The organism is Streptomyces sp. NPDC019531 (assembly GCF_044903305.1).
In the GTDB taxonomy this organism is placed as follows: domain Bacteria; phylum Actinomycetota; class Actinomycetes; order Streptomycetales; family Streptomycetaceae; genus Streptomyces.
The window spans coordinates 35,512-47,649 of the sequence record NZ_JBJDQL010000058.1; the positions used below are offsets into that span (position 1 = coordinate 35,512).

Genomic DNA, 12,138 nt, shown 5'->3' on the forward strand with positions numbered 1-12,138 from the left:
ATGCTCTCGCCGAGCTACAGCGGGAGCGTTATCCCCAGCTCCCGCATGGCGTTTGAGGGCGGACCGCCCTCCGAGCGCTCGGTACCCCCATTGATCAGTTGTGGAGCAGAGGCAGGACCAAGCCCTCGGGATTCGTTCGGCGCGCTGAAGGTGGCGGTTGCTGGGTATAGTGCAGGTACGACCTCTTACTCAGGCACAGGGGCCCCGCCGAAGCTTCGGCGGGGCCCCTGTTTTGTCTGCTCGGGTCAGGCGACCTGCAGGTTGGGCCGGCCGTCTGCCGCGGGCGGGACCGCGCGGTAGGCGGGCAGCTTGAGGTTAGGCATGTCGCCGGCCTTGATGCTGGCGATGGCTGCCCGGAAGGCTGCCTCCATGTCCTGGTGGCTGGCGTACTTCGCGGCCAGGGGGTGGAGACGGTAGGAGTTGCCCTTGCCGCGGTTGCCGTCTTCGTTCTTCGGGCGCAGGACGATGTTCAGCTCGCACAGCGGGGCCATAAGGTTGCTGATGGCCTGCGGAGTGACGCCGTACTCGGTGGCCATGCCCTTCTGCCGGACGGGGAGGTGGCCGCCGAAGTCTGAGCGGTAGAGCAAGTACTGCAGGAATTTGACGGTGGCCCCGGAGACGGGCAGGGCCCAGATGCGTTCGGACACGACCGGCGACATGACCTCAGCCATCGGTCTCCCTTCCTCGTATGGGCCAGCGGAACGGTTGTGGAGTCGGGCGAGGGCGAGGATCGCTTCGGCGCTCAGAGTGACTCACTCTTCGGGGTTCTCCGAGAGATTTACCTGCGGTGCCAGGCCAGATGTCACAGGATGTTGCTGATGGCTCATAGGGGGTCTCACACGGAGTACGGGGGGCACTGTGTCAGAGCTCGTCACGATGACGGTCGCCGACGATGGTGAGGGCATCATCGCCTTCGAGGTTGAAAGCGCCCTCGGTGGAACGGATTTGGAGCTCGCCGCAGACAATGGCGCCGTGGCTCGAGCCCAGACCTCACTTCGGGCGGCACTCGACCGAGTGAGGCCCGCGCTATCACAGGTCGCGGAAACCGTCCGCGAGCTCAAGCCCGACGAGATGGAAATTTCCTTCGGACTCAAGATCGGTGGCGAGACCGGCGTGATCATCGCCAAGGGCACAACCGAGGTGAACTTCGCCGTCCGAGTGCTCTGGAAGAACGCCTGAGCCTGATGCATGTGCAGCGGGAGGGCTTCATCGTCAAGATCCGGGCAGGGGTCTCAGACTCTCCGATCGGTCTGGGGTTCGTGGTCGGGAAAAAACACATCGTGACCTGCGCCCACGTGATCAACGTGGCGTTAGGCCTGGGCAAGGATCACCGTGAGCGCCCGGGTAACGACGCACGAATCCAAGTGGAGTTCGTGCTGCTGGGCGATGGCGACGGAGCGCCGTTGCGTGTCTGCCGCATCGCTGCATGGGATCCTCCCGCAGGGCCCGGAGGTCCCGGACGCGATGTTGCCGGCCTTGTCGTCGTAGGCGGGGACGCACTCCCGGTGGGGGCAGGACCGGCGCGTGTGATCGATCCACGGACTGGAATCACACCGGACGGTCAGGTGTCGGTTTTTGGCTATCCCGGCACACCTAACCGAAAGGACAAGGGGGCCTGGGCGGACTGCACCATCCGGGGGGTGGTTGGGGGCGGCCTGATCCAGTTGGATGCCCGCTCCGAGGCAGCGTTGCGAGCCCAGCCTGGTTTCAGCGGTGCACCCGTTGTGGCGCGGGATCGGTGGGGCGACTCAGTCGTGGGCATGTTGTCGATCGCCAGCAAAGGGGGCGCCGCGCGCGACGCATACGCCGTGCCTTTGTCGGAGGTGGCGTCCGTCTGGCCCGACGCCTTGGGCCGCATTGTGCTGCCTCCTTGTCCTTATCGAGGACTGCAGGCGTTCACCGCAGCAGATGCACAGACCGGCGTATTCGTGGGGCGGGAACGTGAGGTTCAGCGGCTGCAGGACATGGTGAAGGCACAGCCGATGGTGATGGTCACAGGCCCGTCAGGAGTCGGTAAGTCCTCTCTTGTAGCGGCCGGATTGCAACCAGCGCTGTCGGCCGATGGATGGAGTGTGGCTTCCTTCCGGCCTGGAGCAACGCCCTACGAATCAGTGGCCCGGGCATTGCTTGACCTTGAGCATCCGGGGGCGAGTCATTCCCTCGAACAGTTGGAACACCGCGCACAAGCTCTCCGGGAGGACGGATTCTGGCACGTGGCTTCACGGATCGCGGTGCTGACTGGGAAGCGCGTAGCTCTTGTCGGCGATCAGTTCGAGGAGGTATTTGGTAGTTTTTCGGGCGCAGGAAATCCCGTGGAGTTCCTCCAGCACATGCTGCCTCCGTCGGACACGACACAGGAAAAAGACGTCCGCCTCATCTGCACGTTGCGCGCAGACTTCCTTCCCGACCTACTGGAACTCCCCGATATCGGTGCGCGATTGCAGGACCGGCAATTGAACGTCTCCCCATTGGACGAGGTTGCGCTGACCCGGGTGATCGTGGAACCCGCGCAACTTGCTCGGGTAACCTTCAGCCCTGGGCTGGCCGAAACGATCGCAAGGGAGGCGAGCAGAGCACCAGGAAGCCTGCCATTGCTTGAGTTCACTCTGACGGAATTGTGGCCCCTGCAACGAGACCGTCAGATCAGCTTCGACAGCTACCACGGCCTGGGTGGTGTTTCCGGAGCCCTGAACCAACATGCGGAAAAGGCATACTATTGGCTCCGGGATCAGGTGGACGAACAGCGAATCCGTCGCGCGCTTCTGTCCATGATTCGGGCTCGCGGTGGAGCTGCAAGCGCTGTTCGAGTCACAGCCGACCGCTCCCACTTGGGAAATGACTGGTACATCGCCCAGCTTCTCGCCGAACCAGATCGCCGCCTGGTCATCTTGGGCACCGATGGACCGGAGACGGCGGAAATCGCCCACGAGGCGTTGATCCGGGAATGGGGCAGGCTCTCCACCTGGGTGGAAGAAGATGCGGACTTCCAGCAGTGGCTGACGGTCATGGAGGAGCGCGCCCGAGACGGTGATCTGCTTTCCGCTACACGCGTGGCAGAGGCACAGCGCTGGCTGGGAGAGCGGGGCCCTGACGTCCCTCAGCAGGTATCAGATCTCATCGAACGCAGCAGCGCCGTTATCCTGGAGCAGCAGAAAACACAGCAGTTGCTGAGTCAGTCTCAGGAATTGACCGAACAACTGCGCCAGCGATCCGCCGATTTGGAGCAACGGCAAAAATCGCTGCAGGCATCCAACCTTGAGCTAGAAGAAAAGGCCGAGCTGCTGGCCCGACAGAATCGTGATATTGAGATCAGAAACAATGAGATCGAACTAGCCCGCCAGGTTTTGGAAGAGCGTGCCGAACAACTCGCTGTATCCATGGGCCACAAAAGCGAGTTTATAGCGAACTTGTCCGCCGAAGTGCGGACACCACTCAACTCCTTGTTGATCCTGTCCAAGCTGCTAGCCGATAACTCGGAGGGCAACCTCACCCCCAAGCAAGTCGAGTTCGCCGAGACGATCCATGGCGCAGGATCCGATATTCACCAGCTGATCAACGACATCCTTGACCTGTCGAGGATCGAGGTAGGCAGGATGGACATCTCCCCGACGAGGTTCGCGCTCGTGCAGCTCGCGGACTACGTGGAAGCCACCTTCCGGCCACTAACCGCCGAGAAAGCCCTGAACCTCTCCGTAAGAGTCTCTCCGCAGCTTCCGGCCACCCTGCACACCGACGAGCAGCGGCTGCTGCAAGTGCTGCGCAACATGCTGTCCAACGCGGTGAAGTTCACCGAGTACGGAACTGTAGAACTGGTCATCTGGCCTGCCGGTGAAGAGGTGCCCAGGTGGATCCGGGAAGAGTTGCTGGAGGCCGGCTCACTGAGTGATCCCAAGGCAGGCATGATCGCCTTCTCCGTGACGGACACCGGCATCGGAATCGAGGCCAGCAAAATGCGGGTCATCTTCGAGCCCTTCGTCACGGCAGCCCCAGCACACGCCCGCAAATACGGTGGTACCGGGCTCGGGCTGTCAATTTCGCGAGAGATCACCCGCCTGCTCGGTGGTGAAATTCACGCAGAGAGCACCCTCGGGCAGGGCTCCACCTTCACACTGTTTCTGCCGCTCACTTTGAGCGAGGCGGTCCTGGGCAGTGATCCGCTCGCAGAGGCTCAGAACGAGCTTGCCGGTCTGTTCAAACGCCCCAACCACGGCATACTGCTAGCGGACCGTCAGGACAGCAATTGAACCCACGTTGCGGCTTGTTCGCCCGGGGCACGACGTGGGGACGCCTCCCTGGCTCTGTCGGTGAGCCGTAATGTCATTTGCCGTTGAACGCGGATGTCACCGTAGTTCCGGTGCTGGCGCCTTCGACACGGATACTGCGGACCTCGAATTCCTCTTCCACGGGTAATCGCTAGAAGGAGACGTCGAAATAGTCGATGTCGGTGAAGGCGACTTCAAGGTCCTGAGCGCGGCTGCCACCGTCCTTGAAATAGATTTCCTGTAGCCCTTCGGCGACGATGTCACGCATCTGCTGGTCGCTAGCCCCGGTGTCGCGGGCGTCGAAGAGGCGCTGCGCGTAGGCCGGGGGGAGGTGCACGGTCAGTCGCCGGAAGCGTCCGTCGTCGGTCGTGCCGATGGGCGCGGTGTATCCGAACCGGGCCCTGGTCTCCACCGTGATCCCGCCGGTGGCGGCGGCCTGCTGCTGGCGGCGCTTGCGCACCTGCGGCTGCCAGCGGGCCCGTACCGCGTCGTCGATCTTCGCGGCGACGTCGGCGCGGGCGTGCTTGCGGGCGCCGCGCCGGTAGCGGTTGACGGAGTCGGCGGTGACCCCGATCTCCTGCGCGACGGCCTTCGCACTGCCCATCTGCCGGATCAGGTAGCCGATCTGGCCCTTGAGGGTCTTGGGGGGCTGCCGGGTGAACGACTCCCGGTCGACCCGCTCGAGCGCGTCCTCGATCTCTCCCGCCACGTCTCTACTCCCCTTCGTCCAGGACGGCGTCGCCGCCCTTGATGTGCCGTGCCGGGTTCAGACCCTGCTCCATCAGGTCGACGGCCCACAGCATCGCCTGGACGCCCTCAAGCTTCGCCAGGCCCGGGGTGGGTCCGAGACGGAAGGCGCCGGGGATGGGCTTGCCGGACTCCGCGTAGGGCAGGAAGTCCAGCGGGCTCGGGCTGGGAGCGGGGTAGACGACGCAGTCGGAGAGCACCGCCAGCGGGTACAGGCCCGTCAGCTTGGCCATGTTGAGCATCTTGCGGTGCATGTTGACGCGGGCCTTGGAGATGACGGCGGCGCGGATGTCGGGGCGCCAGGTCGGGCGCTGCATGGCCGGCCACGGGTCGCCGTCCTTGTAGCCCTTGCCCTGCGGGTTCTCGAACAGCTTCCCGATGCCGCCCTTGACGGTGGCCTTGATCGCCGCGAGGACGGCGGCCATCGCCGGGTCGACGTCCTTGTGCCGCTCCATCGCCGCCAGGAACTCCGCGTCGTCCAGGTCCTTGGTGACACCGAGGTCGGCGAGGGTGTCGACGTAGGCGGTCTTGAGGCGGTCGTGCCACGGGTCCAGGTACGCGCCGGTCTCGCGGCGCAGGTACGCCTCGACCGGGGCCACGTTGTAGCCGAGCTCCTGGGCGTAGGCGACGGTGTGCGTCTGGTACCAGGCCGGGCCCGTCGGACGCTCACCCGTCGGCGTGAACGGCGAGGGCAGGCGCGGGTCCAGCTCCACATGGCTCAGGTCGACCAGCCAGGAGCCGGGGATCTTCGGGTTGAACTGCGGGCCGACGAAGTGCACCGGCTCCGACAGGCCGACCGTGAGCCTCGCGGCGGCCGCGAGGAAGGCGGTGTTCAGGTCCAGGCCCACCGCGTACGGCAGGTTGTCCTCATCGCCCAGCAGGTCCACCGACCGCACCCACTGGTACGCCTCCTCATGCAGGAAGCCGCCCTTCCAGCCGGAGTGGTAGATCGCGGGGTGCTCGGGCTGGCCCTCCGGCGGCGCCGGGTCCATCGGCTCCGTGCCCAAGCTGCCGGGGTTGGGGCCGGAGACCCAGTTGCCGGTCTCCTCATCGCGCACCGGCTTCGTGGGCGGGCGCAACGCGGTCATCAGCTCCAGCCCGGACACGGCCGTCGACCCGCGCGGGGTGATGACCCGCTGGGCGTAGACACCGAGGACGCGGGCGACGTCGGCGGGCTCCATCTCGCTCACGCCGGGCCAGGCCCGGGAGTCGAGCGCGTCCCACGGCAGGATCGCGAGCTGTACGCACTGCCGGTCGCGTCCCTGCGCCTTGCGGTAGATCCGGGCCCACGGACCGAAGCCCCGCTGGGTGAGCTGCCACTTCGCCTTCACTACCTGCTTGACGACCGGGTGGTCCTCGGGCAGGCGCAGGCCCCGGCGGTCCTCCAGGTGCTCAGGCAGCCCGAGCTTCACGGCGGCCGCGGCGGTCAGCACGATCAGCGGGTCGCTGTCCTTGCCGTGACGGCTGAGTTTCGGCGCACCGAGGCCGGACTCGCGCAGCGTCCACTCCACCAGCTCCACCACCGTGGTCGCGGGGCAGTCGAGCACGATGCCGTCGACGCCGTACGCGGAGCCGTCACCGTCCAGCACCGCGAGCGGACCGTGCGGGAAGCGCGGGTCCACGGCGGGCTTGGCCGCCTTCTTCCCTGCCGGGCGCCGCGACGACGTCGCCGGACGCGAGGCCGAACCCTCCGGCGCGGCCGCGACGGCGGGCGCCTCCACCTGCGCGACGGTCTCCGCCTCGGGTGCCTCGGTCGCGGCAGGGCCGGTGAACGTCTCCGGAACCGGCTCCGGCTGGACAGCGGGCGCCGGAGCGGCGGCGGGAACTCCGTGAGCCGGGTACTTCACCGCCCAGCCGTTCAGCAGCCGCTGGTACGCCGACAGCCGCGGCTCCTTCGGCTCGGTGCGGCCGTTCTCGTAGTTCTTGACTGTCTGCACCGTCGACTTCAGGGCCTGTGCGAGGCGGGCCTGGGTGATGCCGGCGGCCTCACGAAGCCGGGCGCGCTCCGCCGGGGGCGGAAGCTGCGGCTCCTCCTGCAGCAGGGCGTCGATGTTCGCGAACAGCTCTTCCTCGGATGCCATATCTGTCTACCTCCACCCCGAAGACTAACATCCTTACCCTCAAAATTAACCCGTTTCTTTAATCTGATCGGATCTATCTGGTAGGATGATCTTGACCTGCAGGGCACACCAACTTGCTTACCAGGAGGACTCGTTGGCGAGATCGGACAACGAGTCGGTCATCCTGTCCGAGCAGGAGAGTCTTAAGGCTCTGGACCAGCTCATCCTCCCGGCGGCGACACGGCAGGCGGTACACCAGCAGCGGCCGGTCGTGGTCGTCGTCGCCGGACAGCCCGGTGCCGGGAAAACCACGCTTGCCGACCTCATCGCGGCGGTCCTGGACCGCCGCGGCGGTGCCGTGCGGGTCGGCCGGGATCTGTACAAGTCCCTCCACCGGCCCTACGCGAGTGCTCTGGCCGTCGATGTGCGTACGGCCGGAGCACTGGTCCGTCCCGACACCGCGCGCTGGCAGGCTGCCGTCGAAGCCCACGTCCGCGAGATGGGCTTTGACGCTGTAGTGGAGTCTGCGCTCGCAGACCCCGACGGTTTCCGCGCCTTCTCCCCCGCCTACCGGGCCGCCGGCCACCGGATCGAGGTGGTGGCGCTGGCCACCGCGGAGGCCCTGAGCCAGCTCGGGATCGTGGACCGCTTCCTCACCGGCGCCGCCGGCGGCGGCCGGTACGTGTCATGGGAGAACCACGACACCTGCGCGAAGGGCCTGCTCGCCACGCTGGCCGTCATCGAGACTGAGCAGCTCGCCGACCGAGTCACCGTCATGAGGCGCGACGGCACCGTTCTCTACACCAACGAGCTCACCCCCGAGGGCACTTGGAGGCGCTGCCCGGCTGCGGAGCGGGTGGTGCGGGCGGAGCGGGCTGGCCGGCGGGAGCAGGGGGCGCCGGGTCGTGGCGGCAAAGATCTCCGCCTGCGCCTCGTTGGCGATGCGCTCTGCGGCGTTTGCGTCGGCGTCGGATGCCAGGTTCTCGATGTGGATCGCGGCGATCTTGGTGCGGCCGCAGCAAGGCCGCGTTCTGCACCGGGTCGGCGTTGATCTGCCAACTCCGTGCAGAAAAATGCCCGTTGGCGAGGGCGGTGATGTAGGCGGATCCGCCGACGAGGCTGCCCCGCTGGGTGAGGCGGGCGGCCACGGCGAGCGGGGTCGGTGATCTCGCCCCGCCCGTACAGGTCGAGGATCGTCGTGTAGATCAGATCGTGGGCGGGCCTTCGTCGACGCGGCGCTTGCCGCGCAGGAGAGCCAGCCTTCTCCCGGCGCGGCCACGGACGCGGGATGACCGGCACGCGGCCACGGCGTTGAGCACGGCATCGGGTGCAGGAATATCCGACCACCGCGGATACGCGAGCGAGCCCGGACCATGTGGTCCAGTGTGACTGAGCGGCTCAGTTGGCCGTTGGAGCATGCAGTTGACCGCAGGTAGCCATCGGCACCGCTCGGGAGTGGATCGCGGGGTATTCGGCTTGCCTTGCGTAGGTGCTGTCCGTCCTCGCAGGGTGGGTGCCAGCGATCTGGCACCCACCCTGCGAGGCTCATGACTCTGCAGTGTTAGGCAGCGGTCACGGCGCCGCCGCGGAACCGCAGGACCCGTAGTTGGTGCACGCCCGGAAGGTCAGTCCCTTGATCCCGGTGTAGTCGTCCCAGAAGTCCTCCCCGTCCGCAGCAGACTTGACGGGCCCCCAGCCGCCCGATCCGTTCCAGGAAGCCTGGAGGACCACCCACTCCCCGTCTTTGGGGGCGGTGTCGTAGAACGAGCCCGAGTAACTCCCGTAGTAGGTCCCTTGCGAGTCCGCGTACCAGGTCCAGCAGACACTGGCGTAACCCTTGTTGTTCTTGGCGTACACCGTGCGGCACTTCTCGCCTTGTGCGGTGAAAGTGCCCGTGCCCTGCGCGGCGGCGTTGCTCACGCCCGTCAGGGACGCCACGGCCAGGACGACCGCCGAGACCAGCAGCCCCCGTACCCGCTTGTTGCGCATAGTCGCTTCCCCCTTTGTCGGTCAGAACGTGTCGATCCAGTGGTGAGTGTCGATTGCGGTTTCGAAGATCCCGGCAACGTCAATGCCCCGCCGCGCCAGAGGAGCTGAGCCGTTCGCGCAGCAGCACATCGAGATCCTGCGTCTCGCGGACACGCCGCACCTGAGTCATCCGCGGCGTCCAAGGCGTGGCCGAACGCGCCAACACCCTGCTCAAGGTGACCTTCAAGGCTCTGCACAGGGTCAGCCTCGACCCCAAGGCGATCACCCGGATCACCCGCGCTGCCCTCGTGATGCTCCAGATGGAACACGGCCGCACCAGCTGAACGAAGATCACGAACCGTCACGAGACGTTACCGAGAAGGGCTCAATGTCGTGCGGTTCCGCCCCTCTACAACCGGATCCTACGCGTCGTTGAGGACCGTGTGGTAGCTCGTCCAACCTGCCGAGTCGTAGTACTGGAACTTTATGCGGCTTCCCTGTCCGCCCGCGTCGTTCGGGTAGGTGCTGTTCTCGTAAAAGTTCTTGTTGAGGTACACCCAGGAGTTCCTGAACCACTCGCCATAGACGACGCCTTCGCGCTTCTTCACCCAGACTCCATTTGAGTCCTTCTGCTCGTTGATCCAGTGAAGACGGGGACTGCCGTCCACCATGTTGCGGGCCCACACGCGGAAGATGTCGCCGTAGCGCTCGAAGCAACCCATTCCGCTGTTCAGAAGGTCGTTGCCCTGTACGCCGTAGTCGAAGCATCCTTCTGTTGCGGTCAGCCTGCCGTACTCGTACTCGATGTCAACGGCGTGGGCGGAAGTGGCCATGGCGAGCGGCGTCACACACGCCAGAGTTGCGGCCAGAAGTGCACGCTTTGCGTTCATAGGTTAGACCTTCCGTGGGCGTTGATAGACGGCCTAATTCACGCCTTGAGGCAGTAGCTACGCGGTTCCCGCGCTGTGCTCTGCTCGCGGGCCTTGAGGCTGCCGCAGCAGCCGGTGGTCTCACTGAGCCATGCTCCGAATCGTCATAGATTTTCCGCTTTTGCTTCATCGTGCGGCTCACACATAGAGCCAGCCAGGATCACGCTGCGCTGCTGCCGGCTTCGGTCCTGACGATTGCGGCACGTCCGGAGCAGACGCACCCGTGCCACTGGCGCCTCGCTTGCGGACAGCTCAGCAACCGATTCTGAGAATGCCCGCACGGCACTGGACCAACAAGGAAGAATCTCGTTCGAAACTGTCCGGAACGATGATTGATGTGTTCCGAACGACTCGAACAAGGCCGGTTTGGAAGCTGACCGGCCCTCATCTGTGAGGACATGCTGAAGTAATGAGCCAGAAGGGAGACGGCTACGCCGACCCGGAGGAACCACCACAGCCAGCGCAGGCCAAGACCCCTGCCGAGTTCACCGAGGCACTCCGCACGCTGCGGACCTGGTCCGGACTGACCTACCGCCAGCTTGAGGGCAAGGCCATCACCCACGCTGACGCACTCCCAATCAGCACAATCGCAAGTACGCTCGGCCGCACTACCCTCCCCCGAGCACGTTTCGTCGAGGCCTTCACCCGCGCATGCGGCCTCAATGACGAAGAAGTACGCAAGTGGCTTGAAGTACGCCGCCGAATCGCCGCTTACGAGGCTGCACCAAGCGGCGACGAGAGTGGTGACTGTCCCGACACTTCATCCACCGGTGCGTCTGGTGCAGCGCGCGCACCACGGTGGCGCGGGGCGGCTGGCATGGTCGGCGCCATAGGCATCGGAATCGTGGGCACTCTCGGCGTCAGCAGCCAGTTCCACGACTCGCCGGCGCCAGCCGCCCTGCCCGCGATGCCGGTGACCGGGCTGCGCATGCTGGCCGTGGGCAGCTGGGCACGGATCCACCCCGCTCGCACGCCCAAGTTGTGTGTCACCGAGGGCAGGGACCGTACCGGCCGCTACGAGACTGCCATCGCCGCCCAACATCCCTGCTCGAAGGCCGACCTACCGCAGGTGTTCCTCGAACCGCTGAGCAAGAACACCGTGCAGATCCAGTGGCACCACCCGAAATACGGCATCGGCTGCCTCACCCTCATGCTCAAGGGGCCGGGGCGCAACCTGCTTGAACCCCGCGACGGCTGTGCCGACGACAACCGGGCCCAACAGTTCCGCATCGCGCGCTTCGGCCCACCCGACCTAGCACACTTCCGCATCCTCCCGGTCATCACTGGCCAATGCCTGAGCCTGCGCGACCAGGACACCGAGACCGGAGCGGAAGTCGTTCAGGGGCCTTGCTCCGGCGCCACCGACCAGGACTTCCTGATCGAACTGCTCCCGCCTCCGCAAACCACAGCGGACCGCACCCAATCGTCACAGTGACGAATCAGACGATCCTCCGTACGACGAGGATGCTGCCGTGATCCAGGCGGGCGTCACCGAGCTGCGCGAGGAGAACCGGGAAGTACGCCGACGCCAGGACCGTCGGGAAGCTCACCGTCGCCAACTTCGCTGACACCGCTCCTAGTCCAGCGCCCGCCCCGTCCCGGGTCGGGCGGTTGGGCGTGATCAGTCCCCGTATTCGCGCACTGACCAGCCGTCTGGCACTTCGCGGACTTCGAAACCTGGCGCGATGATCTGGTGCAGTGTTTCGCCATCGGTCCAGTCGTGGAGCGTGTCAGCAAGAGTGGTTATGAGCGGCTCGTCGACGTTGTCGAAGAGGATGACGGGCTCGACGGCCAGTTGGTGATCGGTTCGCCGCATGCCGTCGACGGGGGTGCCCCAGCCGACGATTGGCATCACCAGAATCACGCTATCGTCGGGGCATTTCATCGCCACTCGCCACCCGTCTGGGGCGGCAGCAAAAGGGAACGCGATTGCGGTCATGACGGCAGACTCTAGCCCTGCGGTTCGGCCAGCTCCTGCGCCAGGGCCTGCGACTGGCCCGCGACCACCGTCTGGATCTCGGCTGGCTCACCGACGCCGCCTGGACCTACGTCGGCAGCCGACGCCCTGGTCGAACTCCTCAGAGGTCGTTTTCTCCCGTTGTTTCATCCCGAGATGCGGGTTTCATCCGGTGGTGTCGGGTCGCGCCAGGAGATCGTGGTCTCGCCGGTGAG

The 12,138-nt window shown here is 65.7% G+C and carries 10 protein-coding genes and 3 pseudogenes; 6 read left to right on the forward strand and 7 right to left on the reverse strand.

Annotated features, from left to right (window positions below; translation table 11 throughout):
* Positions 1 to 245: 245 nt before the first annotated feature.
* On the reverse strand, positions 246 to 671 hold the full coding sequence (locus tag ACI2L1_RS40125; protein ID WP_404744399.1) for a hypothetical protein: 426 nt from the start codon (positions 669 to 671) through the stop codon (positions 246 to 248).
* Positions 672 to 858: 187 nt separating this feature from the next.
* Here ACI2L1_RS40125 and ACI2L1_RS40130 point away from each other — a divergent pair, with 187 nt between their 5' ends.
* From ACI2L1_RS40130 to ACI2L1_RS40140, 3 genes and pseudogenes are all read left to right on the forward strand, one after another.
* Positions 859 to 1,179 carry a CU044_2847 family protein gene (locus ACI2L1_RS40130; RefSeq protein ID WP_404744400.1) on the forward strand — a complete coding sequence of 107 codons (321 nt, stop codon included), beginning with the start codon at positions 859 to 861 and terminating at the stop codon, positions 1,177 to 1,179.
* 5 nt (positions 1,180 to 1,184) lie between these two features.
* Positions 1,185 to 2,963: pseudogene (locus ACI2L1_RS40135) on the forward strand (serine protease); the annotation flags it as partial.
* 189 nt (positions 2,964 to 3,152) lie between these two features.
* Positions 3,153 to 4,136: pseudogene (locus ACI2L1_RS40140) on the forward strand (sensor histidine kinase); the annotation flags it as partial.
* 277 nt (positions 4,137 to 4,413) lie between these two features.
* Here the strand turns inward: ACI2L1_RS40140 and tpg are convergent.
* Both tpg and tap read right to left on the reverse strand, forming a co-directional pair.
* Positions 4,414 to 4,971 (reverse strand): telomere-protecting terminal protein Tpg, encoded by a 558-nt coding sequence (gene tpg / locus ACI2L1_RS40145; protein WP_404744401.1) that lies wholly within the window; start codon positions 4,969 to 4,971, stop codon positions 4,414 to 4,416.
* A 4-nt stretch (positions 4,972 to 4,975) separates the two neighbouring features.
* Complete coding sequence (tap, locus tag ACI2L1_RS40150) at positions 4,976 to 7,090, reverse strand: telomere-associated protein Tap (RefSeq protein WP_404744402.1); 2,115 nt, start codon at positions 7,088 to 7,090, stop codon at positions 4,976 to 4,978.
* Between the two features lie 133 nt (positions 7,091 to 7,223).
* Between tap and ACI2L1_RS40155 the strand changes: the two genes are divergently transcribed.
* A complete protein-coding gene (locus ACI2L1_RS40155; RefSeq protein WP_404744403.1) occupies positions 7,224 to 8,120 on the forward strand; it encodes a zeta toxin family protein in 897 nt (298 codons plus the stop codon).
* 521 nt (positions 8,121 to 8,641) lie between these two features.
* On the opposite strand, the gene ACI2L1_RS40160 is transcribed toward ACI2L1_RS40155, so the two are convergent.
* On the reverse strand, positions 8,642 to 9,058 hold the full coding sequence (locus tag ACI2L1_RS40160) for a hypothetical protein (RefSeq protein WP_404744404.1): 417 nt from the start codon (positions 9,056 to 9,058) through the stop codon (positions 8,642 to 8,644).
* 188 nt (positions 9,059 to 9,246) lie between these two features.
* Between ACI2L1_RS40160 and ACI2L1_RS40165 the strand changes: the two are divergent.
* Positions 9,247 to 9,381: pseudogene (locus ACI2L1_RS40165) on the forward strand (IS5/IS1182 family transposase); the annotation flags it as partial.
* A 78-nt stretch (positions 9,382 to 9,459) separates the two neighbouring features.
* Here the strand turns inward: ACI2L1_RS40165 and ACI2L1_RS40170 are convergent.
* On the reverse strand, positions 9,460 to 9,927 hold the full coding sequence (locus ACI2L1_RS40170; RefSeq protein ID WP_404744405.1) for a hypothetical protein: 468 nt from the start codon (positions 9,925 to 9,927) through the stop codon (positions 9,460 to 9,462).
* Between the two features lie 448 nt (positions 9,928 to 10,375).
* Here ACI2L1_RS40170 and ACI2L1_RS40175 point away from each other — a divergent pair, with 448 nt between their 5' ends.
* Positions 10,376 to 11,401, forward strand: coding sequence for a helix-turn-helix domain-containing protein (locus tag ACI2L1_RS40175; protein ID WP_404744406.1), 1,026 nt, complete (start codon positions 10,376 to 10,378; stop codon positions 11,399 to 11,401).
* A 4-nt stretch (positions 11,402 to 11,405) separates the two neighbouring features.
* Here the strand turns inward: ACI2L1_RS40175 and ACI2L1_RS40180 are convergent, their stop codons facing one another.
* Complete coding sequence (locus ACI2L1_RS40180; RefSeq protein WP_404744407.1) at positions 11,406 to 11,537, reverse strand: hypothetical protein; 132 nt, start codon at positions 11,535 to 11,537, stop codon at positions 11,406 to 11,408.
* 50 nt (positions 11,538 to 11,587) lie between these two features.
* A complete protein-coding gene (locus ACI2L1_RS40185; protein ID WP_404744408.1) occupies positions 11,588 to 11,905 on the reverse strand; it encodes a hypothetical protein in 318 nt (105 codons plus the stop codon).
* Positions 11,906 to 12,138 lie beyond the last annotated feature (233 nt).

What these genes read in the sequence shown, in the direction of transcription:
- ACI2L1_RS40160 (WP_404744404.1), bottom strand. Translation starts at nt 9,058, where the DNA reads ATGCGCAACAAGCGGGTACGGGGGCTGCTGGTCTCGGCGGTCGTCCTG.
- ACI2L1_RS40185 (WP_404744408.1), bottom strand. Translation starts at nt 11,905, where the DNA reads ATGACCGCAATCGCGTTCCCTTTTGCTGCCGCCCCAGACGGGTGGCGA.
- ACI2L1_RS40125 (WP_404744399.1), bottom strand. Translation starts at nt 671, where the DNA reads ATGGCTGAGGTCATGTCGCCGGTCGTGTCCGAACGCATCTGGGCCCTG.
- ACI2L1_RS40175 (WP_404744406.1), top strand. Translation starts at nt 10,376, where the DNA reads ATGAGCCAGAAGGGAGACGGCTACGCCGACCCGGAGGAACCACCACAG.
- tap (WP_404744402.1), bottom strand. Translation starts at nt 7,090, where the DNA reads ATGGCATCCGAGGAAGAGCTGTTCGCGAACATCGACGCCCTGCTGCAG.
- ACI2L1_RS40170 (WP_404744405.1), bottom strand. Translation starts at nt 9,927, where the DNA reads ATGAACGCAAAGCGTGCACTTCTGGCCGCAACTCTGGCGTGTGTGACG.